24 protein-coding genes are annotated in these 26,108 nt (G+C 40.4%); 2 read left to right on the forward strand and 22 right to left on the reverse strand.

Going from position 1 to position 26,108, the window contains the following annotated elements; all coding sequences use genetic code 11:
- Positions 1–2: 2 nt before the first annotated feature.
- The 12 genes from murD to H8S17_RS03830 form a co-directional block, all read right to left on the reverse strand.
- The gene (gene murD, locus H8S17_RS03775) at positions 3–1,364 is read right to left on the reverse strand and encodes a UDP-N-acetylmuramoyl-L-alanine--D-glutamate ligase (RefSeq protein ID WP_186866298.1); all 1,362 of its coding nucleotides are present in this window, start codon (positions 1,362–1,364) and stop codon (positions 3–5) included.
- A gap of 15 nt (positions 1,365–1,379) precedes the next feature.
- Positions 1,380–2,333 carry a phospho-N-acetylmuramoyl-pentapeptide-transferase gene (gene mraY, locus H8S17_RS03780; protein ID WP_186866299.1) on the reverse strand — a complete coding sequence of 318 codons (954 nt, stop codon included), beginning with the start codon at positions 2,331–2,333 and terminating at the stop codon, positions 1,380–1,382.
- Between the two features lie 139 nt (positions 2,334–2,472).
- A complete protein-coding gene (locus tag H8S17_RS03785; protein ID WP_186866300.1) occupies positions 2,473–4,224 on the reverse strand; it encodes a peptidoglycan D,D-transpeptidase FtsI family protein in 1,752 nt (583 codons plus the stop codon).
- A 47-nt stretch (positions 4,225–4,271) separates the two neighbouring features.
- On the reverse strand, positions 4,272–4,622 hold the full coding sequence (locus H8S17_RS03790) for a hypothetical protein (RefSeq protein ID WP_186866301.1): 351 nt from the start codon (positions 4,620–4,622) through the stop codon (positions 4,272–4,274).
- 21 nt (positions 4,623–4,643) lie between these two features.
- Positions 4,644–6,509: a peptidoglycan D,D-transpeptidase FtsI family protein gene (locus H8S17_RS03795; RefSeq protein WP_330595611.1), complete on the reverse strand. Its 1,866-nt coding sequence runs from the start codon at positions 6,507–6,509 to the stop codon at positions 4,644–4,646.
- A gap of 29 nt (positions 6,510–6,538) precedes the next feature.
- Positions 6,539–7,048, reverse strand: coding sequence for a hypothetical protein (locus tag H8S17_RS03800; RefSeq protein ID WP_178051969.1), 510 nt, complete (start codon positions 7,046–7,048; stop codon positions 6,539–6,541).
- 37 nt (positions 7,049–7,085) lie between these two features.
- On the reverse strand, positions 7,086–8,024 hold the full coding sequence (rsmH, locus tag H8S17_RS03805; RefSeq protein ID WP_186866302.1) for a 16S rRNA (cytosine(1402)-N(4))-methyltransferase RsmH: 939 nt from the start codon (positions 8,022–8,024) through the stop codon (positions 7,086–7,088).
- A 19-nt stretch (positions 8,025–8,043) separates the two neighbouring features.
- Entirely contained in the window at positions 8,044–8,475 is a 432-nt protein-coding gene (mraZ, locus tag H8S17_RS03810) for a division/cell wall cluster transcriptional repressor MraZ (RefSeq protein WP_186866303.1), read from the reverse strand.
- A gap of 211 nt (positions 8,476–8,686) precedes the next feature.
- Positions 8,687–8,881: a hypothetical protein gene (locus H8S17_RS03815; protein WP_178051965.1), complete on the reverse strand. Its 195-nt coding sequence runs from the start codon at positions 8,879–8,881 to the stop codon at positions 8,687–8,689.
- A gap of 205 nt (positions 8,882–9,086) precedes the next feature.
- On the reverse strand, positions 9,087–9,401 hold the full coding sequence (locus tag H8S17_RS03820) for a DUF1540 domain-containing protein (protein ID WP_186866304.1): 315 nt from the start codon (positions 9,399–9,401) through the stop codon (positions 9,087–9,089).
- 97 nt (positions 9,402–9,498) lie between these two features.
- The gene (gene thrS, locus H8S17_RS03825) at positions 9,499–11,466 is read right to left on the reverse strand and encodes a threonine--tRNA ligase (RefSeq protein WP_186866305.1); all 1,968 of its coding nucleotides are present in this window, start codon (positions 11,464–11,466) and stop codon (positions 9,499–9,501) included.
- A 375-nt stretch (positions 11,467–11,841) separates the two neighbouring features.
- Entirely contained in the window at positions 11,842–12,348 is a 507-nt protein-coding gene (locus H8S17_RS03830; protein WP_186866306.1) for an SEC-C metal-binding domain-containing protein, read from the reverse strand.
- Positions 12,349–12,662: 314 nt separating this feature from the next.
- Between H8S17_RS03830 and H8S17_RS03835 the strand changes: the two genes are divergently transcribed.
- Entirely contained in the window at positions 12,663–12,884 is a 222-nt protein-coding gene (locus H8S17_RS03835) for a hypothetical protein (RefSeq protein ID WP_186866307.1), read from the forward strand.
- 8 nt (positions 12,885–12,892) lie between these two features.
- Here H8S17_RS03835 and H8S17_RS03840 read toward each other — a convergent pair whose 3' ends face one another.
- The 4 genes from H8S17_RS03840 to H8S17_RS03855 all read right to left on the reverse strand — a co-directional run bounded on the left by H8S17_RS03840 (position 12,893) and on the right by H8S17_RS03855 (position 18,388).
- A complete protein-coding gene (locus H8S17_RS03840) occupies positions 12,893–13,477 on the reverse strand; it encodes a DUF4340 domain-containing protein (RefSeq protein ID WP_186866308.1) in 585 nt (194 codons plus the stop codon).
- 11 nt (positions 13,478–13,488) lie between these two features.
- Complete coding sequence (locus tag H8S17_RS03845) at positions 13,489–15,606, reverse strand: Gldg family protein (protein WP_186866309.1); 2,118 nt, start codon at positions 15,604–15,606, stop codon at positions 13,489–13,491.
- A complete protein-coding gene (locus H8S17_RS03850) occupies positions 15,606–16,556 on the reverse strand; it encodes an ABC transporter ATP-binding protein (RefSeq protein ID WP_186866310.1) in 951 nt (316 codons plus the stop codon). The genes H8S17_RS03845 and H8S17_RS03850 overlap by 1 nt, the downstream gene beginning before the upstream one ends.
- Positions 16,557–16,657: 101 nt before the next feature.
- Positions 16,658–18,388 (reverse strand): ABC transporter ATP-binding protein, encoded by a 1,731-nt coding sequence (locus tag H8S17_RS03855; RefSeq protein ID WP_186866311.1) that lies wholly within the window; start codon positions 18,386–18,388, stop codon positions 16,658–16,660.
- 266 nt (positions 18,389–18,654) lie between these two features.
- Between H8S17_RS03855 and H8S17_RS03860 the strand changes: the two genes are divergently transcribed.
- Positions 18,655–19,293: a lactate utilization protein gene (locus tag H8S17_RS03860; RefSeq protein ID WP_178052136.1), complete on the forward strand. Its 639-nt coding sequence runs from the start codon at positions 18,655–18,657 to the stop codon at positions 19,291–19,293.
- On the opposite strand, the gene H8S17_RS03865 is transcribed toward H8S17_RS03860, so the two are convergent.
- The 6 genes from H8S17_RS03865 to spoIVA all read right to left on the reverse strand — a co-directional run bounded on the left by H8S17_RS03865 (position 19,290) and on the right by spoIVA (position 26,074).
- Positions 19,290–19,568 (reverse strand): acylphosphatase, encoded by a 279-nt coding sequence (locus H8S17_RS03865; protein ID WP_186866312.1) that lies wholly within the window; start codon positions 19,566–19,568, stop codon positions 19,290–19,292. The genes H8S17_RS03860 and H8S17_RS03865 overlap by 4 nt on opposite strands.
- Positions 19,569–19,581: 13 nt before the next feature.
- Positions 19,582–21,351 (reverse strand): arginine--tRNA ligase, encoded by a 1,770-nt coding sequence (argS, locus tag H8S17_RS03870; RefSeq protein WP_186866313.1) that lies wholly within the window; start codon positions 21,349–21,351, stop codon positions 19,582–19,584.
- A 199-nt stretch (positions 21,352–21,550) separates the two neighbouring features.
- A complete protein-coding gene (locus H8S17_RS03875; RefSeq protein WP_186866314.1) occupies positions 21,551–22,309 on the reverse strand; it encodes an MBL fold metallo-hydrolase in 759 nt (252 codons plus the stop codon).
- A complete protein-coding gene (locus H8S17_RS03880; RefSeq protein ID WP_186866315.1) occupies positions 22,306–23,613 on the reverse strand; it encodes an amidohydrolase in 1,308 nt (435 codons plus the stop codon). The genes H8S17_RS03875 and H8S17_RS03880 overlap by 4 nt, the downstream gene beginning before the upstream one ends.
- 11 nt (positions 23,614–23,624) lie before the next feature.
- Complete coding sequence (locus H8S17_RS03885; protein WP_186866316.1) at positions 23,625–24,452, reverse strand: purine-nucleoside phosphorylase; 828 nt, start codon at positions 24,450–24,452, stop codon at positions 23,625–23,627.
- 131 nt (positions 24,453–24,583) lie between these two features.
- On the reverse strand, positions 24,584–26,074 hold the full coding sequence (gene spoIVA / locus H8S17_RS03890; protein WP_186866317.1) for a stage IV sporulation protein A: 1,491 nt from the start codon (positions 26,072–26,074) through the stop codon (positions 24,584–24,586).
- Positions 26,075–26,108: the final 34 nt, after the last annotated feature.

Consider the following 26,108-nt stretch of genomic DNA (forward strand, 5'->3'; position numbering starts at 1 on the left):
TCTCACTCCTTTAAGCTTCGTACAATGTCCTTAAATATCCTGCCCCGTTCTTCATAATTTGTAAACATTCCCCAGCTTGCACATGCCGGTGATAATAAGACGGCATCTCCCGATACTGCATGGTCATAACAGATATGGATGGCTTCTTCTAAGGAATCTGCCATAACAACTGACGTAAATCCATGTGCTTTTGCTGTGCTTGCAATCTTCTCTCTTGTCTGTCCGATCAGCACTAATTCTTTTACTTTGCCGTCAAATGCATCGATCCATTCATCATAGGTAGATTCTTTATCATAGCCGCCGCCGATCAGATACGTTGGACGGTTCATCGCCTGTATTCCCTTGATCGCCGCATCCGGATTTGTACCCTTTGAATCATTGTAGAATGCAACCCCGCGTTTTGACGTTACATATTCGATCCTGTGCTCAACAGCTGTAAATCGTTTTAATACTTCCTGCACTTTCTCAAGTGGGACTCCAAAACCGACTGCCATGGCAACAGCTGCCATTACATTTTCAAAATTATGTTTTCCTAACAGATTCAATTCATCTGTCTTGATGATCTCTGTCACTTTTCCGGCTTTTGCAAAATAAATTATATCATCTTTTAAGTAATAACCTTCTTCTAATTCCCGTTCACTTGAAAACCAGATCACAGGCACTTTTAACTGTTTACCAAAATCATGCAGAACTTCATCTTCATAATTTAATACGCAAAGATCTCCTTCTCCCTGATTTTTAGTAATGCTCTCTTTTGCTGCAATATAATTTTCCATCGTATGATGGCGGTTTAAGTGATCTGGTGTGATATTTAAAATAGCTGTGACTTCCGGTGCAAAGGTATGGATCGTTTCCAGCTGGAAACTGCTGATCTCTGCAACTGTCACGCTTTCTTCTGTTGTATCTGCCGCAACACTGGTATATGGTATGCCGATATTTCCAACAACAAATACTTCTTTGAAATAATTCTTCATGATCTCACCTAAAAGTGAAGTCGTTGTTGTCTTTCCATTTGTACCTGTGATCGCAAGTACTGCACCTTTTGCGAATGCATATGCAAGTTCGATTTCTCCCCAGATGGCAATTCCCATCTCCCGCATGGTACCAACCATTGGAAGATCTGTCGGCACGCCCGGACTCAAGACTAAGATATCGGTATTTTTCATTTCTTCTTCCGGAAGTGTTCCGGTGATCAGTGCCACATCTGAAAGATCTGGATTCTTTTCATAAAACACCTGTTTATCAAGGTTTTCATTACTGTCATATAACCTGACTGCAATCTGTTCTTTTTTCAAAAGTTCTGCTGCTGCAATCCCACTTTTTCCTGTTCCGATTACAAGAAATTTTTTCTCTCTTATATCCATATTCGTATCCTCCTGTTATAATGCCATCAATCCTACCAGACAAAGAAGTGCCGTTATGATAGAAAAGACTGCTACTACTCTTGTTTCTGACCAGCCGCCAAGTTCAAAATGGTGATGGATCGGTGCCATTCTGAATATACGTTTTCCATGTGTAGCTTTAAAATAAGTTACCTGCATTATAACTGAGATCACTTCGATCATATAAATAAATCCTACGACAGGGATAAATAACGGCATCTGGAGCATATATGCTGCCGCAGCGACAAAACCGCCTAAAGCTAATGAACCGGTATCTCCCATAAAAACTTTTGCCGGATATACATTAAACAGCAAAAATCCAAGCAGTGCACCCACTACAGCACAGGTGATCGGCTCGATCCCGCTCTTTGTTCCAACAGCAACTACTCCAAAGAATGTTGCCACCAGAACTGTCACACTAGATGCAAGACCGTCTAAACCATCTGTAAAATTCACACCGTTTACGGTTCCGATCACGACAAAAAATAACAGAGGAACTGCCACCCAGCCAAGATCGAGATATTTTCCATGGGAAAACGGGATCAGCATAGTCAAAGATACATCTGTATAACGGATCATATAAAATGCAAAAATTCCTGTTACAACAATCTGCAGCAGCATTTTCTGCCATGCCAAAAGTCCGTCCGAACGTCTGAGCACGACTTTTAAATAGTCATCTAAAAAGCCGATCACTCCAAATCCGACTGTTAAAAACAGGATTGGGATAATCTTCGGATAATCCCTGACAAAGAAAAGACTCGTTACTAACACACCTGCTAAGATCATCAGACCTCCCATCGTAGGTGTTCCTGTCTTTTTCAAATGAGATTTCAATTCTTCACGTTCTGTCTGCCCTACTTTCAGCCTTCTCAAAAAAGGGATCACAACCGGCCCTGACACGGCACTGATCGCAAATGCAATCAGCACCGGTGCTGCTACATGATAAATCATAACCTTTACCTCTTTCATTCCTGTGGTCTGACACCACATATTGTACTTTATCTCTGTTATAACGTATCCCTATTTGATGCCCTTATTGTCACCTTATAGCGTACTGTCTTATAACTTATCTAGTATACGTTATTTTTCTCTATTCTGCAAGTTCCTCAGCGGCTTTTTCATCATAAGGAATCCCCAAATATGGAAATATATCTTCAAAGATCTCCTTTGCCACCGGTGCTGCGATCGTACCACCATAATATACCCCCTGTGGATCATTGATCACGACTAAAACTAAAACCTGTGGATTTTCCACCGGAGCAAAACCTAAAAAAGAGGAAATATATCTGTTTGCACTTCGTGGAAGTGTCTGTGAAGTAGCTGTCTTGCCACCGATAGAATAACCAGCGATCTTTGCATTTTTCCCACCGCCTTCGGATACTACTTTTTCTAACAGTCCCCGCACCGTATCTGATGTTTCAGAACTTACGATCCCTTCTGTTTTTGGATAGGAAAATGTCTGTACCAGTGTTCCATCGTCTTTTTTTATCGATACGCCAAAATGCGGTGTAATACGGTTTCCGCCATTGATGATCGAAGATACAGTTGTGACAAGCTGTATCGGCGTGATCTGGAAGGACTGCCCGAAAGACATGGTGGCAAGTTCCACCAAACCGATATTTTCTTTGGAATGCATGATTGTTGCTGCTTCTCCCGGCAAATCGACTCCAGTCTTTTTTAACAACCCGAAACGGCTGAAATAATCATAAAAATGATCCGCCCCTATGCGTAGCCCTACATCGATAAAAACAGGGTTGCACGAATTCATGATCCCATGCACAAAATCTTCTGCTCCATGTCCTGTCCGTTTATGGCAATGTATCCTTCTGTCTTCAACAACGATATATCCCGGACAATAGAACTGGTCATTGACACTGACAACGCCTTCTTCTAATGCTGCGGCTGTCGTGATGATCTTAAATGCAGAACCCGGTTCGTAAGTATCATTGATACACTGGTTTCTCCACATTCCGTTTAATAAATTCTGCTTTTCTTCTTCTGTTGTATTTTCTGGCACTTCATAGTTTAGTTCAAATGGTGTATTTAAGTGAAACTCCGGTACATTGACCATCGCCATGATCTCACCGTTAGACGGATTCATCACAATGACAGATACACTGTCTGCCTGCTTCTGCTCTAATGTTTTTTCTGCCGCCTGTTGGGCATACATCTGGATATTGTAATCTAAACTGATATGCAGGTTGTTCCCATCGACCGGATCTGCCCTTGATTCTCCTGCATTCTCAATCTCGATGCCCCTTGCATCTGTCAGCGTTAAGATTTTTCCATTTGTTCCCTGTAAATATGCATCATACTTTACTTCTAAACCAATGATTCCCTGATTATCACCTCCGGTAAATCCTAATACTTTTGATGCTAATGTATCATAAGGGTAATACCTCTTATAATCTTCATCCACTTTGACGCCGGAAAACCCATATGCACGGATACGATCTCCGGTTTCTTTATCCACATTTGACTTTACCCGTTCAATGGAACTGACCTTTTCCACCCGCTTTCTGACAAGTTCTTCCCCAATCCCAAGTTCTTTTGTCAATGCTGCAATGACAGCCTCCGGCTCTCTGATCTGGCTATGGATCACCGATATGGTACAAACAGTTTTATTTGCCGCAAGTACAGTGCCTGTTGCATCAATGATCTTTCCTCTTGCAGCTTTGACCGTCCTCTCCCTCTCATGCAGATCTTCTGCTTTTTTTCCATAATATTCAGAACAGAATACCATCAGATATACCAGCCGTCCCATAAGAAAGATCATCACAAGTATCACTGCCACAAATATGGTCATTGTTTTTTTACGGTTAAATGTCTTATATCGAAGCATAAAAGAAAGCCTCATAAAAGCACCTTTCTATCATCTTATTACTGCTTTTATGAGGTTATGATTCGTTTTTTACTCAGGGAAGATATCTGCGGGTGGTTCTTCTGCGGTTTCCTCACCTGTTCCGGCGGCTGTATTATCTCCTGTCGTTCCGGCACCTGCTCCTGTGGCTGTATTATCACCTGCGGTTTTCTCACTTGTTCCATTCGTTGATGCTTCGCCTGTCGTTCCGGCATCTGTTCCATTCGCTGTTGCTTCACCTGTCGTTCCGTCGCCTGCTCCATCCGCTGTTGCTTCGCCCGCCGTTCCATCGCCAGTTCCAGCGACTGTACCTTCACCTGTTCCAGTTGATGCTTCGCCTGTCGTCCCATCGGCACTTCCGGCAGATGCACCCTGTCCACTCTGATCATCTTCTGTCTGTACTAATTCTTCATCCGGATACGTACTAATTCTTCATCCGGATACAGATTCATATACGGAAGGATCTCTTCTAAGATTTCTCTTGCGATATTCTGTGCATAAGTACTGTGTGCCTGTTCTTCCACATTTGGTTCGTCTACGATCACATAGACGACAAGCTGTGGATTTTCCTGTGGTACATATCCGATAAAGGAAACCAGATATGTCTTATTTGCTCTTGGAAGTTTCTGCGCAGTTCCTGTTTTACCACCCATGGAGTAACCATTCACCTTTGCAGTTTTAGCTGTACCTTCTGATACGGTTGCATACAGATATGTCTTTAACATATCTGAAGTTTCTTCTGATATTGTTTCTTTTAACAATACCGGTTTTATATTTTCAATCACATTTCCATTGGAATCTTCTATTTTTTTTACAATATGCGGCTGATAATATTTTCCACCATTGACTAAGGAAGAAAATGCACTTGCAACCTGAATCATGGTACAGTTAAAGTTCTGTCCAAAAGAGTTCGTTGCAAGATCTAACGCCCGCATCTGGTCTTTCTCAAATAAAAGGCCTCTTTCTTCTCCGGGCAGGTCTATGCCTGTTTTCTGTCCGAAGCCAAAAATCTTCTGATAAGTTGTAAAATTATCTACTCCGATCGAATAGGACATCTGCATCAATGCATCATTACAGGAATCCATAAGGGCTTTCTGGATCGTTTCCATTCCATGTCCGACCCTGCTCACACAATGCACTTCACTTCCGGATATCACTTCAAGTCCATCACAATAATAGGTTTCATCTCCTCTTAATGTGCCGGTTTCGAGTCCGGTTGCGATCGTAAATGGTTTGATCGTCGATCCCGGTTCATAAGTATAGGTCACACAGAAATTTTCCCAGATCTCATTTAAAAAATCCATTTTTTCTTCTTCTGTCATGCCCGCTTCTTCTTCCGGTGTAACATAGCCTGTCAGATTTCTAGGATCATTCAAGTCAAATGTCGGGAAATTCGCCATTGCATAGATCTCGCCATTCTGCGGGTTCATTACAAGCGCTGCTGTGTGCTTACTTCCGGATCCTTCGATATAACCATTGGTATATTCTTCATTAAATTTTGCTAATTTTTCTTCTACAACGGACTGGATATTGACATCGACTGTAGAAACGATCGTATCTCCGTCCTTTGCTTCTTTGATCGTCTTTTCAAAATTATTGTCGGAATTTAAGTATCCATACTGTCTTCCATTGATACCATTTAACGTGGAATTATAATAATTTTCCATGCCAACCGTACCTACATTGCCACCGGACACAAATCCAACCAATGAGGCTGCCAGCGAACCATATGGATAACTCCTGATATATTCTTTTTCAAACCAGACTGCATCACTATTGACATTCGGATAATTCTTATCGTCCCCCTGCATCTCGACAAAAGGCTGGATCGTATCATACGGCAGTTTTTTTAACAATACCACATACTGGCTCGCTGCATTCTCTGTTAATTTCTGACGTATGTCTTCTGCCTTTAAATCCGGAAAACAGGTGGTCAGTGCTAATATTGTAGGCTCTATATCATCTTTGTTCTGATTTAAGACCTTACAGTCTAAGATCACATTATAAACGTCTACGCTTGTTGCAAGAATCGTTCCCTTTGTATCAACAATATCTCCACGCTGATACGGTATGATCCTGCTGTCATATTCCTGCTGTGATAATACGATCTTTTCATATTTATCACCACTCGTATATTCTATATACATCAGTCTTCCGATCAGTCCGACTAACAGAACTGTCACAACAAGAAACATCACGATCAGTTTCTTCTGCATCTTTTTTGAAAATTTTTGTATAATCTTTCTTTTTTTACGTCTTCTACGCACGCTCTATCCCTCTGTATGCCAGAATATTTTTACCGCTTTGGGATATCCGAATACTGGTTCATATAATCATTATCTTCTATATCATAATAAATGATCTGATCAGATGTGGCATATTTCATGCCAAATCCCAATGCCTGCTCTTTTATTTTATCTAAATCTGTGGATAAGTCAATCCGTTTCATTGCCGCATCATTATCTGCACGCAGATCAGCCACCTGTGTTTCTAATCTGGAAATCCGGCGCATCTTGCCTGTGATTTCTGACTGTAACTGAATATAGGTCACAGCAACAACACAGGTTAAGATCAATGCAACAGTGCAAAACAAAACATATCCCAGATTCATGCGCATTGCACGTTCCTGATTACGTTTTGCGGCATGACGGTGTTTCCGTCTGCGAAGTTCCTGTTCTTTTTCTAACTGCCGTCTTCTTCGTTCCTCCGGTTCTCCCTCTAACCGGCGTACAGTATTGCCGTCTACATAATAATTTGTCTTAAAATCTGTAGAACGTGTATGATTACGAGCTGCTTCTTTTTTCAATTCTCCCACTCTCCTTTTCTGTCATTCTGTTTCCGTCTTATACTCTTTCAAATACTCTTAATTTTGCGCTCTTTGATCTGCTGTTCATTTCTAATTCTTCTTCTGAAGGCAAAATCGGCTTTCTTGTCACGCATTTTCCTTTTGATACTTTGTGGCATACACAAACCGGAAAATCTTTCGGACAGGTACATGGATTTTCATTCTTTTTAAAATCTGTTTTGACGATCCTGTCTTCTAAAGAATGGAATGTAATGATACAAAGCCGTCCTTTCGGATTCAACAGACCGATCATTTCATCTAATGTATTCTTAAGGACATCTAACTCATGGTTTAATTCGATACGGATCGCCTGATACGTCCGTTTTGCCGGATGCCCTCCTGTCAGCTGTATTTTCTTTGGAATCGCACTTCTTATGATCTCGTTTAATTCTCCGGCGGTCTGTATCCGTTTCTGCACTCTTGCCTCTACAATATGTTTGGCAATATTTTTTGCAAAACGGTCTTCACCATAATCACGTATGATACGGTACAATTCCATTTCACTGTATTCATTGACAATATCTTCTGCGGTAAGTTTTTCTCTCTGATCCATCCGCATATCAAGCGGTGCATCTTCCTCTCTGTAAGTAAAACCTCTTTCCGGTGTGTCTAACTGAAAAGAAGAAACTCCAAGATCTAATAAGATGCCATCTACCCTATCAATCCCTAAATCTGAGAGCACCTGCTTCATATTGCAATAATTGCTCCTTACGATCGTTACCCGGTCTTGAAATTCCTCTAACCGTTCTGTCGCTGCCATGACCGCATCTGCATCCTGATCGATACCGATCAGCCTGCCTTCTTTCGATAAACGTTTTGCGATCTCATAAGAATGTCCTGCTCCGCCTAAAGTTCCATCTACATAAATCCCATCCGGTCTGATATGCAGATTGTCAATACATTCTTTTAGCATTACTGACTTATGATTGAACTCCATGCGTTTCATCTCCATTCTTTTAAATACTCAGTCCTAATTCAGCCATATGCTCTGCTACTTCATCCATATCATCATATGTATTTGCATTCTGCCATCTGTCTTTGCTCCAGATCTCGATCCTGCTGAGCACTCCGACTAAGACGACATCTTTCTGTAAATCTGCAAACTCCCGCAATACCTGCGGCAGTAAGATTCTTCCCTGCTTGTCCACTTCACAGCTTGCTGCTCCTGCAAAGAAGAAACGGGAAAACTTTCTCGCATCTTTTGTGGTAAGCGGAATATTTCGGAATTTTTCTTCGATATTCGTCCATTCTTCATCAGGGTACACAAAAAGACACCCATCTAATCCCTTTGTTACAACAAACTCGTTTCCTAACAATTCCCGGAATTTAGATGGAACAATCAATCTGCCCTTGGCGTCAATTGTATGGTTGTACTCTCCCATGAACATAACGGACACCTTCTATAGAAACAGTTCTTACCAAAAGCCGTTCTTATCCTAATTCTGGCTTTTTACTCCACTTTGAACCATTTCACTCCACTTTCTTCCACTTTTAGGTCTATTCTATCCCAAAACATATAAAAAAGCAATACAAAGGGCAAAAAAAATTGCATTGGTAATTATCACCAATGCATTTCTGATATTAAGACAATATTCAGTTTTAATCGGCAAAATATGCCTGCAATCGCTTTTCTCTGTCTTCTAACTCTATGTACTCATTGATCAGTTGATCTAATCTCCGGTTTTCCCTCATAAAGTCCTCAGAGTACATCCCTGCATAAACCATTGCATCCACCCGGCTTCTCTGGCATTCAATGGCTTTTTCTAGTTCATGTAAACTTAACATTTTTTCCATATCCATTCTCCATATGATGCTAACCAAGACAAGTGTGATCCGTCACATACTTTACATTTTCATTTTGTTTCTTAGCTTCTTATAAACATATTGTACCTTGTTATACTGCCAAAATCAAACATATTCCATCTACTTTTTCCCTCATATTTCGACAGTTTTGCAGTGCTTTTCTGTCGAAATATGAGGAAGTTTTTGTCATATTGTCTTATTTACAGGCAAAGGTTATACATTCTGTTTCCTGACACTGACAGGCATTCGTACCGGCGATACCAATTTTGTCTGCCATGCATCTGCAATCTTCATTATGCACACAATGACAGGCATGACATCCGACTTCAATATCTTTTTTGGGCTGGCTGACTGAATTTTTTGCTGTACTTGATTTTTTCTCTACAAAACTTCCACAGCAGGTAGATCCAGACTCTCTGGCTTCTTCGCCCTCTACCATGATGTCGCCTTTGCAGCAGCTCTTATCATCGTTGTAAAAACAGTTTGTTACGGTACAATCTAATTTTGTCATATCCGTTCTCCTTTCAGCAAAATATCTAATGCAAAAATCCGGTCAAAGCAAAAACGCTTCAACCGGATTTAGTATTAGATATTTTTCAAAAAATAATTCAATTATTTTTTTCTTCAACAAGTTCTTCTTTACGGATCTCTTTGGTATCGATCTCCTTTTTGATCGCTGCGATAAAGTCTGCTAATGGCTTACTTCCTTCATCTCCACTGAAACGGCTTCTGACAGATACTGTACCTTCTTCTGCTTCTTTCTGTCCGACTACCAGCATATATGGCAGTTTATCAAGTCTTGCTTCACGGATCTTAAATCCGATCTTCTCGGAACGGTTATCTACCGTAACATCTACATCTGCTGCTGCTAATTCTTTACGGACTTTTTCTGCATATTCTTCATATTTTTCAGAAATTGGCAGAACACGCACCTGCTCCGGGCATAACCATGTCGGGAATTTGCCTGCATAATGTTCGATCAGCCATGCAAGTGTTCTCTCATAGCAACCCATGGAAGTACGGTGGATGATCCATGGAAGTACTTTTTCACCTTTTTCATCAATATAATACATTCCAAATTTTTCTGCGGAAGAACAGTCAAGCTGGATGGTTACCATAGTATCTTCTTTACCATATACATTCTTTGCCTGAATATCGATCTTCGGTCCATAAAATGCTGCTTCTCCATCTGCTTCGGTAAATTCAATGCCGTTTTTGTGCATAACGTCACGCAGATACTGCTGGGTATTGTTCCAGTATTCGTCATCTCCAAGATATTTATCCTTATTTGCAGGATCCCATTTTGAAAGACGAAAAGAAACATCTCCATCAATACCTAAAGTCTTCATAACATAATGTGCAAGTTCTGTACATCTTGTCAGTTCTTCTTCTGCCTGATCCGGACGAAGAATGATATGTGCTTCTGTGATCGTAAACTGACGTACCCTGGTCAGTCCGTGCATCTCACCAGAATCTTCATTACGGAATAATGTAGAAGTTTCTGACATACGATATGGAAGATCACGATAAGAATGCTGTTCGTTCATATATACATAATACTGGAATGGACATGTCATCGGACGAAGTGCCATGGTTTCCTTATCATTGTCATCTTTATTTAAGATAAACATTCCATCCATATAATGATCCCAGTGTCCGGAAATCTTATACAGATCCGATTTTGCCATCAGTGGTGTTCTTGTACGGACATATCCCCACTCTTTATCCTCAAGGTCTTCTATCCAACGCTGTAATTTCATGATCATTTTTGTTCCCTTAGGTGTGAATAAAGGAAGTCCCTGACCAATGACATCGACAGTGGTAAATAATCCCATTTCACGTCCGAGCTTATTATGATCTCTGCGTTTTGCATCTTCCAATTTCTCTAAATGCTCTTTTAATTCCTCTTTTTTATTAAATGCTGTTCCATAAATCCTCTGTAAACGCGCTTTATTAGAATCGCCTCTCCAGTATGCCATGGAAGATGATATTAACTTATAGGCTTTGATCCCTTTTGTGCTCATTAAATGAGGACCTGCACACAGATCTACAAAGCCACCCTGATCATAGAATGAGATCACAGAACCTTCCGGAAGGTCTTCAATCAGTTCTACTTTGTAAGGTTCTTTTCTTTCTTCCATAAATGCGATTGCTTCTGCTCTAGGAAGTGTAAACCGTTTGATCTCATGTCCTTCCTTGATGATCTTTTTCATTTCTGCTTCGATTTTATCTAAATCATCTCTTGAAAACGGCTCTGAATCAAAATCATAGTAAAAACCATCTTCGATCGCCGGTCCGATCGTGATCTTTGCATTTGGGAACAGATGCTGTACAGCTTCTGCCATCACATGTGCTGTGGTATGGCGGATAACTTTTAATCCTTCCGGATCGCTTGCTGTTACAATATTTAATTCTGCATCTTTATCAATTTCAGTTCGTAAATCTACGATCTCCCCATTCAATTCACCTGCACAGGCAACTCTTGCTAAACCTTCACTGATATCCTGTGCGATCTCATATACTGTTTTTGTTTCCTGATACTCTTTTACAGAGCCATCTTTTAATGTGATCTTCATATCTCATTCTTCCTTTCTTTTTTGATAAAGTATGTGAAACATTCACCTCAACTGTGCAAGGTGTGCATCTCTGCAAAATGTTTGCTGCTAGAATTTTTTAAAATTAAAAAATCCCTGACGCATACTTACTATGCATCAGGGACGATCTTACTTACCGTGGTTCCACCCAGTTTGGATCTTATATACAAAAAATCCATCTCGTTATGATGATAACGGTATCACCGGACCGGATTGGGGTCACTCAGAGGTAGTTTTCGGCTGTTTCCAGTCAAGATGCTTACAGCACACTGAATATATTCAGGGCATCTCTCTCTGTCACGTTCCGCAGCTTACTCATCTCGTCAACGTATTCTTATATTGATCTATGAATATGTTTTATTTCTTGTTCAGACAGCACTGTTTGTACTTCTTACCGCTTCCACATGGACATGGATCATTACGTCCGATCTTCTTGCCGACGATCACGGTACCGGACTTCTTCTGCTCTAAATACAGACGTTTCTTAGTATCTGCATCAAAGATCTCGTCCCACATCGGAAGCTCATATAACCAGTCTGCCTTTGCATCTACCATATTCTTATACAACTTTTCTTTGTCAAATGCAAGACTTACTTTTGTATCTTCTTCCATAGTATCGATTGGGTTTGGTGTTACAAGACTGTCATTGATACCATCTAAGAAACCTGTCATATCCATAATGCTTAATTTATACTTTTCTGCAAGTTCCTTAACGGTTCCTTCTACTACTTCATCAGGATTCGTCAACAACTGCTCATATACGTTTTTTTCTAAGAGAAAATATCTCTGCCAGAATCTCTGTAAATCCTGCTTATTCGCTTTTTCATTATAGGCAACTTTCTGCCACTGTTCTAATAATGCCATTATCTTACTCCTTCTTTTTGTAAAATACAAAACACTCTATATAGTATAGCAGATTTTATCATATATTTCAAAACATTTTTCCCTTTTTAAAAAACTTTTTTTGAAAATGTGTATAGTTTTTCTCTTTTGAACCATACTATGATTATTCCCGGTAAGGTGAAGCCCCCACTCATCTGCCGGGAACTACCACAAAAGATGCAAGAATACTTATCCTCCCCCTTAGAAGCCCCGATCCCATTCGGGGCTTCCTTTAAAAGGCTTGACGATTCCGCATTTAATAGGTATGATAACAAAAAAATGAAAGGATAGGCCATATGAAAAATTTAAAACGTATTTTATCCATAATAGGCATCATTATTCTTATCAGTACATATGCGATCACACTGTTTTTCGCAATTTTTGACAATCCGAATACCTATACATTCTTTAAGATCTCAATCGGAATGACGATTTTGATCCCGATACTTTTATGGGTATATATTGCCATGTACCGCTATATTAAAAGCCGTAAGAATGACAATGAAGATGCCTCGTAAGTACTTTATTATTCAGTTTCCGTTTCACTGACAACGGTTTCCGTAGAATCTTCTGACGTATCTTCTAAATCTCCGGCTGTCTTTTGGAATGCAGATGGGAAACTGCCATTGACCATATACAGACTGTCGGCTTCATTCTGGATCAGATAATACTGGTTTGTGATCGTATTTTCCATACCGACAGTCAATGTGACGGTTCCTTTGTCTGTCGTATAGGTGATCACATTTTCCGGTTTATCAAATCCATATTCTGAAATATCCTCCGGCAGATCTAACACTTCTTCTGCCTCTAAAGAAGCAATCTCATCTACCATGCTCCCGACTGCACTCTGGTCTAACTTCATGCTCTCGTCATTTTTCAAAACCCATGTGTCCTCTTCTTTGACAAAATCTAAGGTTTCTTCCATATTCTGATAGGAAAAAGCAGTGATATCTTCTTTTTTCACACCGGTAACATAGGTCTTTGAAGCTTCTTCCTCTTTTTCTTCTTTATCTGCCTGTTTCTGATTATAAATTCTCATGCCGCCGTACGCTGACCCGAATATGAGCAGCAGTATAACAACAAGGATCATCTGCTTTTTTTGTTTCTGCATCATACACCCTCCTAACGTTTTCTTCTCTTTGCCCAGATCACAATGCCTGCGATCAATAACAGTAACGGAAGTACGATCATGACTGCTATTCCGGTAAGCATTGCTGTAAAAGCAGAGATCGTAAGCTGGGATGCTTCATAACTTTTTACCGGAATCACAGTTGTCACCATGCCGTCGGTATTGATGAAGTTTGATAACATATCTGCAAACATTGCGGAATTACTTCCAGATACCATCTGGTCAGCATTATCTGCGATCAGTTCTGTTGAACCCAATACCACCAGTTTTCCGGTCGTATCATCATCGATCGTTTTTTCTGCTGCAAGTGCAACCGTAAATGGACCTTTTTCATCTCCATCTTCGTATGCGTATGTTGTGGCATTAGCTGCATCGGTTTTCGATACTGCATCTTCTGAGGTAGTAAGTAAAGCTGTATACGTCACATCATCTGTACTTTCCGGATAGCTGATACCCTGTACATAAGGTGCAAAGATATAATTACTGCCAACCGAAGCTGTATAGGTATTTGAAGCAACTTCCGGCAGCAGATAAAACGGATTCTGATAATACATATCGGAATTGCCCTCTGCGACAATACCATTTACTAAACTGATATCATATTCTGCAAGGATCGACTCAAAATTAGAAAGATCTGCCTGTGACTGATAATTAGCAGCCACTAAAACATTGCCGCCGCCCTGCATATAAGTAATGACCTTATCTGCATCATCTTTTGAAAAATCAGAAGTCGGCCCATTGATGATCACCGCCTGTGCATCGGACGGAATTTCATCTTTTTCCAATAAATTCACAGTTTCTAATGTTGCATTTGCTTTTTCTACTGCTTTTTTGAAATTAGAAGTCAGTTCTGCTTCTCCGTGTCCGGTGATCTGGTAAATAACCGGTTTGTTATCATTTGTGACATACTGCAATGCACTTGTGATCTGACCTTCTCCATCATAACCGGTTGTCTGCTGGGAATACGTGTTGTAATCAATATTTGTTTCATATAGATCCTGTGAATCAATGACTTTTGAAGTATCTCCGCAGGTGACGATCAGACTTCCCATGCTGATCGTTTCACTTGTATACTGCTGGTAAAATGTCGGATTTGTTGTAGGATCTTTGTATTCTACTTTTATATGGGACGTAGAATCTTCATAACGTTTCAAAGTTTCTGCAACAGTCTTATCTGCACTTTTTTCTGCTGCGATCACATAGATCGTAACGTCTTTGTCCATATCCTGTAACATTTTTTTCGTATCATCTGTCAGTGAATACAGTTTTGTCGATGTTGCATCTAATTCCATATAGGTACTTGGGAGTTCTGCCGCAAATAAATTGACCACTACTGTAAGGGCAACTGCGATCGCAACAAATCCAAGACTGAAAACTCCTAATTTTAACTTTTTCGCGCTGACTGTAAAACGTCTTTTCTGCACTGACTGCGATGCTAAAAACAAAAACAGGACTGTAACTGTCACATAATAGATCACTCCAGTAATGGAAAAACAGCCATCCATAAAGGAATCTAATGGTGAAACGAGATCATAACAGTTTAAAATCTTTGTCAGGATATTGCCTGACGCAGAAAAGGTACTTGTGATTCCATTCATCATATAGCCTAAAAACAGGAATACAAATGTCAAAACAGCTGAGATCACCTGACTTTCGGTCAAAGATGATACAAACAGACCGATTGCAATACAGGTCAGTCCATACAGATAAAATCCTGCTACTGCAACATAAGCTTCTCCGAGCGGCACTTTGCCAAAACACAAAAGAAGAAGCGGTGTAAGTCCGATCACAAGGACTGCGATCGTATGTATTGCTGCCATTGCTAAATATTTTGCGGCAATGATCTTTCCTACCGATACCGGTGAAGTTAAGATCAACTGGTCTGTCTTGCTTTTCTGTTCTTCTGCAAGACTCCGCATCGTAAGGATCGGCACTGTGATCAAAAATAAAAATGTGATCGCATTTAAGGAATACGAAACTTTTGATGAACCATAATTTAAATTATATACAAAAAAGTAAAGTCCATACAATGCGATTGTTGCGGCAAGATACAGCCAGCCGATGATATTCTGGAAATAAGACTTAAATTCTCTTTTAAAGATTGCTTTCATTACAGTAACTCTCCTTTCTGTTCTGTTAATTCAAGGAAAATGTCCTCTAATGATTTTCCTGCTGACCTGATCTCTAAAAGTTCTACATTTGCTTCTACTAATATCTTTATAATCTGGTTACGGATATCGGTATCTGCTGCTGTCTTTACTTTTAAGAGTGTAGTATCTTCCTCTTTTCCTTCCGCAGTTTCAATCTCCTCTATAAAGTCAACCTGTTTTAACAGGCCTGATGCTGCCTCTGCATCTCCACGAAGCAGTATTTCTAATTCCCTGTGATTCTTTTCTACCTTTTCAAGCAGATTTTCGGTGGTGTCATTTGCCACTAATTTTCCTTTTGAAATGATAAAAATATAATCGCAGACTTCCCTGACTTCCGATAAAATATGGGAACTTAAGATCACCGTATGTTTTTCGCCTAATTTTTTGATCAGTTCCCGCATTTCAATGATCTGCTTCGGATCTAAGCCGACGGTCGGTTCATCTAAAATGATCACTTCAGGATATCCTAAAACAGCCTGTGCAAGTCCGACTCTCTGTCTGTAACCTTTCGAAAGATTCTTGATCAGGCGGTCTTTCATATCTGTGATCTTCGTCATTTCCATCGCTTCATCCACATACTGTCTACGGTCTGCTCTGTCGATCTCTTTTAATTCTGCCGCAAAATCCAAATACTCTTTTACTGTCATATCTACATACAGCGGCGGTATCTCAGGCAGATAGCCGATACACTTCTTTGCCTCCTCCGGCTGTTTTAAAATATCAAATCCATTGATCTTAACTTCACCACTTGTTGCTCCTAAATATCCGGTGACCATATTCATTGTCGTTGACTTTCCTGCCCCATTCGGCCCTAAAAAGCCATAGATGCGTCCCGGCTCAACGGTCAGGCTTAAATCGTCCACAGCTACATGATTGCCATATTTCTTTGTCAGATGATTCATCTCGATCACAATCATATCCTCCTTGTAATTTCCATAGTCTGATTATAACAGTAATCGTCTTTTGTGTTTAAAAAGAGATATTTATGTGAACAAAGTGTGAACCGATGTTTCTATTTATGCATATGATACAGTTTCTCGTATATTCCGCCCCTGGCTAATAATTCTTCATGTGTACCTTCTTCTTCGATGCCATTTTCTGTTAAAACAAGAATACGTTTTGCATTCTGGATCGTTGTCAGTCTGTGGGCGATCACAAAGGTTGTACGGTTTTTTGCCAATCTTTCTAAAGATTCCTGTACAACTTTTTCACTTTCGTTATCTAATGCCGAAGTTGCTTCATCAAAAATCAATATCGGTGGATTCTTTAAAAATACCCTTGCAATGGAAAGCCGCTGTTTCTGACCACCTGATAATTTGATTCCGCGCTGTCCGATATCGGTTTCATATCCATTTGGCAGTGACATGATAAACTCATGTGCATTTGCATTTTTTGCTGCCTGTATCACTTCTTCCCTTGTCGCATCCGGCTTGCCGTAACGGATATTGTCATACACTGTTCCGACAAATAAATAGACATCCTGCTGTACAATACCGATATGGTTTCTAAGGCTCTGTAACTGTAATGTACGGACATCCTGCCCATCGATCTTTACCGTTCCCGATGTCACATCATAAAAACGTGGGATCAGACTGCATAAGGTGCTTTTTCCAGCACCGGAAGAACCGACTAATGCCACATATTCTCCTGCATCTACGTGCAGATTGATATGGCTTAAGACTTTTTCACTGTTTTCCTCATAACGGAAAGATACGTTATCAAAATCGATGGCTCCTTTTACCTGCTTTAATGGCTTTGCATCGATTGCATCCTGTATATCCGGCTCGATCGACATGATCTCAAGGAAACGCTCAAATCCGGTATATCCGTTCTGGAACTGCTCAGTAAAATCGATCAGTGTCTTGATCGGTTCGGTCAGAATACTGATATAGAGTAAAAATGTGATCAGATCTGTCACATCGACTGTACCATCTGAAATAAATACTGCTCCTGCAACTAAAACAGAGATCGTGATCAGCAGGGAAAAAGAACCCAGTCCTGCATGATAACCACCCATATACCGGTAACTTTCTTTTTTTGCATTCAAAAATCCGGCATTGCCTTTTGCAAACTTTTCTTTTTCAATTTCTTCATTTGCAAAGGATTTCACAACACGGATACCGGATAGATTATCTTCGATCTGGCTGTTGATCTTTGCGATCTGTTCTCTGTTTCTTTTAAAAGCACGTTTCATCTTCTTATTAAAGAAATATGCATAGACAAACATAACCGGCACTAATGCAAATGCCGCAGCAGTTAATGACGGACTGATGCACATCATAATGACAAATGCACCTGCGATCTTCATCACAGAGATCACGATATTTTCCGGTCCATGATGCATCAGTTCTGTAATATCAAACAGATCCGTCGTGATTCGTGACATCAATGCCCCGACTTTCTGGTTATCATAAAATGAAAAAGATAATTTCTGATAATGTTCAAAAATCTCTGCACGCATATCATATTCGATCTTTGCGCCCATGACATGACCATAATCGGAGATAAAAAAATTACAGTAACAGGATACCGCAACCAGTCCGATCATCATGACTCCAAGCAGCAATACATGATGCAGTACTTCCGTTTTATCCATATAAATGATCGTCGATGTGATATAACGGGCGATCAGCGGAATTGCAAGTGAAACTGCGGATGCTATGATCGCAAATATCATATCTGCTGTAAACACTCCTAAATACGGTCTGTAATAGGAGATCATTTTTTTCAAATTTTTACTCATATTCTATTGCCTTTCTCGATTTCGTGTTATAATTTTAAGGTAGCTATTCAGAACCCATTAGAATCATAAAAATTGATACTTCATGCTTGTATGTAAGTAGCAGTTTTTATGATTCGTAAGGTGGCTCGAATAGAGCCACCGACTCATATATGAGCAAAATAGCTGCAACGCAGCGATAAAGCACGATTTATCGTGTGGTTTTGCGAATATATGAGTGGGCTTCTGAATCATTACGTTAATAATATAGAAACAGGAGGAACTTACAAATGGATACTAGTATTGCAAAACACCATGAGATCTTAGCCGCTTCTGTCATTAAAAATTTAGAAAAACGGCAAATGGAAGGCTACTATTGCCCTACCGCAAAAGAGGCAATCGAAAAGGCACTTTCCTTTTTACCAGAAAATGCCTCTGTCGGTTTTGGCGGTTCTGCCACATTAGCAGAAACCGGCATGTTAGATGCCTTAAGAGTCTGTCCATCTATCCGGCTGTTTGACCGTGATGCTGTACCTGCAGATGAAAAAGATGCACTCTATCACAAATGTCTGTCTGCGGATGCATACTTTATGAGCAGTAATGCGATCACAAAAGATGGAGAACTTGTTAATATCGATGGCACCGGAAACCGTGTTGCTGCTTTGATCTACGGTCCAAAGGAAGTCATCATCCTTGCCGGCATGAATAAGATCGCACCGACTCTGCAGGATGCCCTTGACCGGATACATAATACAGCAACCCCGCCAAACTGTATCCGTCTGAATAAAAAGACACCATGTGCAGCAACCGGAAGCTGTGCTAACTGTCTTTCCCCGGACTGCATCTGTAATCAGGTTGTCATTACCAGACGCAGCGGTATCAAAGGACGTATCAAAGTACTTCTGATCGGAGGAGCTTTCGGATTCTAATCAAGAATCCGAAAGCTCCTCTCCTCTGCTTCTACTGCCAGCATTCTGGTATCCATATCATCGATCTGTACATAATCATTCTGTTCTAATGCACACAGCAGCGCATCTATGCACATCCGTTTTCCCTGTATTTCCATCTCGACGGTTCCGTCATACCGGTTTCTTACCCATCCGGTCAGACCAAACTGCTCTGCTGCATAATGGGAGCGGTAACGAAAACCAACTCCCTGTACTCTTCCATAAAAAACAATATGTTTTCTTACTATTTCTTCCATTTTTTCCATGGGATCACATACGTTCCGGTGCCGAAAATCCTAACACATCAATACATTTTTCCAAGATACCTTTTGTAAGTTCTAACAGACAGATATAACCAGCCTGTACTGCTTCATCTTCTTCTGCTAAGATCTTTGTTTCATGATAAAAATGATTAAGTGCATTTGCAAGATCATAGATATATGCGCATACCTTATGCGGTGCAGTTTCTGCAAATGCCGTTTCCATTGCTGCATTAAAGCGTGTCAGTTCTAACATCAGTGCTTTTTCGCTCTCTGACCTTGCCGGAAGGATCTTTGCATCTGCTACTTCATGTCCTGCTGCTTTATATTTTGCAAGAATGGACTTCATACGGACAATCGTATATAAAATATATGGACCTGTATTTCCTTCAAAAGAAGTAAACCGCTCAATATCAAAGATATAATCTTTAGATGCCTGATTTGAAAGATCTCCATACTTGATCGCAGAAAGTGCCACGATCTTTGCTGTGTCCCTTGCTTCTGCTTCGTCCATTGTATGGTTATCTGTGATCTTTTTATACATTTCCTCATTGATCTCAGATACTAAATGCTCTAACCGCATGACGCCGCCTTCTCTTGTTTTAAAAGGCTTGCCGTCTTTTCCATTCATCGTACCAAAACCAAGGAATTTTAAGCTGGTCGTATCATCAACAAGATGTGTTTTCTTTGCACAGCGGAATACCTGTGTGAAATAAAGTTCCTGACGCTTGTCTACCACATAGATGATCTCATCTGGGTGATAGTCTTTCATTCTCCATACGATCGTTGCAAGGTCTGTCGTATTATAAAGAGATGCACCGTCTGATTTTAAGATCATACATGGCGGGATCTCTTTGGTATCAGTATCTTCTTTGACATCAACGACTAATGCTCCCTCACTGATATAAGCATAGCCATCATCTTTCATCTTCTGTACCATGTCAGGAATATAAGGCTGTGCATCGGACTCACCTTTCCAGAGATCAAAAGATACATTTAAGTTTGCATAGTTCTTCTTTAAATCGGTAACAGATACATTTAAAATATGTGATAAAAGTGCCTGATAACCTTTTCTTCCATGCTGTAATTCATAAGTTGCCTGCATGGCAGCTTCTTTATAAACGGCATCTTCTTTGGATTTTCCGCTCGCAGTCGGGTAGATCTCCTCTAATTCTGAGATCGTAAATGGCGGTTCTGCCGGATATTCTCCTGTGTAACTTTCATCAAAATATACAAGATCAGGTTTTCTTACCTTTAACTCCGTGATGATCAGTCCCATCTGAAGTCCCCAGTCACCTAAATGCACATCACCGATCATCTCATGTCCCATAAAACGGCCAATCCTCTTGATGCTCTCTCCGATGATCGCTGAACGTAAATGTCCTACATGAAGCGGTTTTGCAACGTTTGGTCCACCGTAATCGATCATGATCTTTTTCGGTGCGTCTGTCTTATCACAGCCAAAACGCTCAGTATCTGCCTGCATTTCTCTTAAATATCCTGCTAAATATCCTTCATCTAGTTTGAAATTCAAAAATCCCGGTTTAACAGATTCTGCCGAAGCAAACATCGGATCATCTTTTAACTGCTCTGCAACTGCATCTGCGATCATAAATGGTGCTTTTTTGTATTCTTTTGCTGCTGCCATTGCACCATTACACTGATACTCGCACAGATCCGGTCTGTTTGACAATGTCACTTTGGCATACTTTTCATCATACCCACATGCCGTAAATGCTTTGGTCACTTCTTCTGTGATCAGATCTAACATCTTTTTCATTCTATTACTACTCCTTTGTTCTATAATAAACTTCGTAACTATTTTGTATTTTCATAATTACGATGCCAAAATCCCTGACTGTAAATCACAGTGACAAATATATCTAATATTAAACGTAATCAGATTAAATGTCAAATATCTGCTGCCACGCAAACGATCAGACGTTATTGTTCACACCTAACAGTGTGACCAGCAACGATCAGACTTCCTCCGATAATTCATACGATTCATTTTCGCCCGAAATATCCACGAGTCTTCTGGCAAATGCTCCATTTGCTGTCATGGATTTATAAACTGCGATTGGGGAATAATCCTGCCACATATGCATCGGAAAGATCACTTTTGCATTGACATTTTCCATAAAAAATTTCAATCCTTCGGTTGCATACTGTTTCTGTCTGGAATCTACCGGAACAAATGCAACATCGATCGTTTCATCCCGCAGCTTGTTGATCTCAAATCTGTACGCCCTGCTTTCCTTTCCATTGACAAGTTCTCCTGCGCCTTCCCATTTCCAGAGATTTAGATCTCCACCATGATAATAACATTTTCCCTCTGCATGGATCAGATACGCAACTCCGACATCTGTAGATCGAAGTGTCTTTATCTCCATTCCATCGATTTTATAGTGCTTGTTATATGTGACAAATGTGATCTTCTCTTTTACCTTTGCCGGTATGCCATTTTTCTCTAAATAACGATTGGAAAGTTTGATATCTTTTGACAAAATATAAGTGATATTTTTGTATTTGTCTGCCCAGCGCAGAATCTCAAGATCAAAATGATCCTGATGGAAATGGCTGGCAAATACATCTATTTTCTTATCAGGATCAAATTCCGGCAGTTCACCGGTAAATTCATATCCATGCAAATTTCCTTTTTTAAAGTAATCAAAGATCATTACTCTTTCGTCTGTTTCTACCACAAAACAACTGTGGTGTACAAATGTGATTATCATGTCCGCATCCTCTCTATGATCTCATTGACGTGTCGATAGACTTCTTCTGCTGATACGCCAATAAAAAATTTCTGTTTTTCGTATAATATTTCTCCATTTACCATGGTAAGCAATACATTCTGTTTACTGCCGGAATAAACGATATTTTTGACAAAATCATTCTCCGGCTGCATATTCGGCTGTTTCAGATCTATCAGGATAAGGTCTGCAAGTTTTCCTTCTGCTAAAGAATCACAGTCAGAAAGTCCCATGGCTTCTGCCCCGCCTGTGGTTGCCATATAAAGCACTTCTTCTGCCGGTACACATGCTGCATCCTGCTCTTTTACCTTTGCTAAACCAGTGACTAAGAACATCTCCCGGAACATATCCAGACAGTTGTTGCTTGCCGGTCCGTCTGTTCCGATCGCAACCGGTATCTTCTCATCTAAGAAACGTTTTACAGGAGCAATGCCACTTGCTAATTTCAGATTTGAGGCTGGATTTGTAACTGCGATAAGTCTCCGTTTCTTAAAGATCTCAAAATCTTCTTCCTCAAAATAAATACAATGATAACCGCCACCACCATAAGCATACATGCCAAGACTTTCTGCAAGCTGTGTCGGTGTTTTTCCATAACGTTTTTTACAATCAGCTACTTCTGATGCTGTTTCCGCATTGTGAAACCAGACTGGAGATCTGACCTTATCTGCTAAAGCAGCCATGCCCTCTAACAGTTTTAAAGATGTTGTATATTCTGCATGGAATCCAAGCTTAAAACTTGTCAGGTCACTCATGGCATTGATCTTATGATATAAATCTTCCACTTCTTCTAAAGACTCACAAAAATCATTCAAACCACTGGTAAATACGGTTCGAAAACCGCAGTCAGACGAAGCCCTTGCTCCGGGCAGTGGTGCAAAATACATATCAAAATTCGATGTGATCCCGCTTGTCAGATATTCCATAATGCCTAACTTGCACAGCCAGTAAATATCATCCTCTTTTAGCAAGGCTTCTTTTGGGAATACCTGCTGCGTGAGCCATTCCTGCAATGGGAGATCATCTGCATAAGAACGTAAAAATGTCATTGCCGAATGTGTATGTGCATCTTTAAATCCGCTCATCAGCACATTTTTTCCTACATCGATCTGCCTGTCCCACAAGATTCCTTCTGGTTCCACATGTTCATAGATACGTGATGTATCCGTTCCATCTCCGATATAGACGATACGGTTCCCTTTTACCCAGAGTTCCCCTTCGATCAGCTGAAATGTATGTCCTGTTCCAGGAAGCAGTATCTTTGCATTATAAAAACGGATATTCATATGCCTTCCTCCTATGCTCCCATCTTAAGAATGGATTCATATACTAATTTTTCAAAATCAGGAGCAACTCTGTCTGCTGTTTCCTGAATCTCTGTATGTGTTAAAGGCTTTGGTGCAATCCCTGCTGCAAGATTAGAAATACAGGAAATCCCTGCGATCTTCATGCCCATATGATTTGCTGCGATCGCTTCACAGGCTGTACTCATGCCAACTGCGGACGCTCCAAGCAGCCGGCACATCGATACTTCTTCCGGCGTTTCATACTGTGGGCCTGTCATTTGCAGATATACGCCCTGTCTTAAGGAAATTCCATTGTCTAATGCAGTCTTTTTAATGATCGTCTGCAGATCTTCGTCATAAATATGGCTCATATCCGGAAATCTTGTCCCTAATTGACTGATATTTGATCCGACCAATGGAGATGGCACAAATGATGCGATCTGTCCGGTGATCAGCATAAAATCTCCTGCCTGCATTCCCTGTGCGATCCCGCCTGCCGCATTTGTCAGAAATAAGATCTCTGCACCAAGCAGTTTCATAAGCCGTGTCGGAAGAACTACATCTGACATAGCATATCCTTCATAATAATGTACTCTGCCCTGCATACATACGACCGGAACTTCGCCTATATAACCAAAGATAAATCTTCCGGCATGTCCTTCTACCGTCGATACCGGAAACCCATCAATAGCATGATAGTCTAACTCAGCCTCTACCCTGATCCGTTTTGCAAAATCACCCAGACCGGAACCAAGCACTAAGGCTACCTTCGGTTTAAAATCTATTTTTTCTCTTACGCTCTCATAGCATTTTTGCAATTTTTCATATACTTCGTTCATGCTACGCCTCCTTCGCATGATATATACTCTGAATGGAAACGCCGACAAGTCATATCGTGCAGGCACGACCAACTTGCCGGTCTTTCAAACCTTATATCTATTATAAATGTAAAATCCATTTGCCGCAACCATCAGATTATGATGCAGACTAAACCTCCGTTACTGTCATTTACGATCTTCTGCATCGTATCCTGTAATTTCATCTGACATTCATCATCCATCATGGAAATCTTACTGCGGATGCCATCTTCCATCAGTTCTCCGACTGATTTCCCAAAAATATTGGTATCCCAGACTCCGCTCGGTGTGTTCTGCCCTGCTTTGATATAGGCGATCAGATCTTTTGCCTGTTCTTCACTTCCTACGATCGGTGCGATCTCCGTTTCGATATTGGCACGTATCAAATGGATAGACGGTGATGTTGCCTTTAACTTCACTCCATATTTATTGCCATGACGGATCAGTTCCGGTTCTTCTAACGTGATATCCGATAACTGCGGATGAATGACTCCATAGCCTTTCATCTGTACTGCATTGACAGCATCGGAAACTTTTTCATAAGAATTTTTCTGTGCTGAAAGATCTTTAATCAGTGAAATCAGCTGATATTCTCCCTGAATCGGAACTCCGGTCAGATCGCTGATATTTTCATAATAATATTTATCTTCCATTTCTAATTTGATCTTTACAAGCCCCTTTGCAAGATCTAACTTATCTAAATGAATATCTGCGATATATTCGGATTCGTCCTGTTTTTTGATATTTTTCACATCTTTTGCTTTCGTCACACCATTTAAAATGCCTTTTGCATTTTCAATGATACTTTCTTTCATACGGTTCGAAGACGGCAGCATTTCCGCCCACTTTGGAATATAAAATTCCATTTTAATGATCGGAAATTCATATAAGATACTTTCTAAGATCTTATTGATATCTTCTTTCCGCAGTTGTTCACAGCTTACCGGAATGACAGGTGTCTGGTATTTTTTCATCATGCGATCCGCTAAACTCACTGTTTCATCACTGTATGGTTTTTCTGAATTTAACACAACGACAAATGGTTTTCCAAGAGTCCGCAATTCTTCTATAGTCTGTTCTTCTGCCGGAACATAGCTCTCCCTGCTAATCTCTCCAAAAGAACCGTCTGTTGTCACGACAATACCGATCGTGGAATGTTCTTTGATCACTTTTTTTGTCCCGATCGATGCGGCTTCTACAAAGGGGATCTCATAATCAAACCATGGTGTTTTTACCATACGTTTATTATTTCCTTCCATATGTCCGGCAGCACCATCCACCATATAGCCTACACAATCGATCAGGCGCACCTTCACTTCCACATCTGTTCCAAGCTGGATGGATGCGGCATCTTTTGGAATAAATTTCGGTTCTGTCGTCATGATGGTCTTGCCCTGTGCCGACTGCGGCAGTTCATCAATCGTCCGGCTCTTACTGTTCTCATCTTCCATATTCGGCAATACCATGATATCCATAAAACGTTTGATAAAAGTTGATTTTCCAGTACGCACCGGTCCCACGATCCCGATATAGATTTCTCCGCCTGTTCTTTTGCTTATGTCACTATAAAGATTAAATTCTTTATTTGCAGACGTCATTTCCATAAAAAAATAACCCCTTTCTTACAATGTATGTTTC

Source organism: Roseburia zhanii (assembly GCF_014287635.1).
In the GTDB taxonomy this organism is placed as follows: domain Bacteria; phylum Bacillota; class Clostridia; order Lachnospirales; family Lachnospiraceae; genus Roseburia_B; species Roseburia_B zhanii.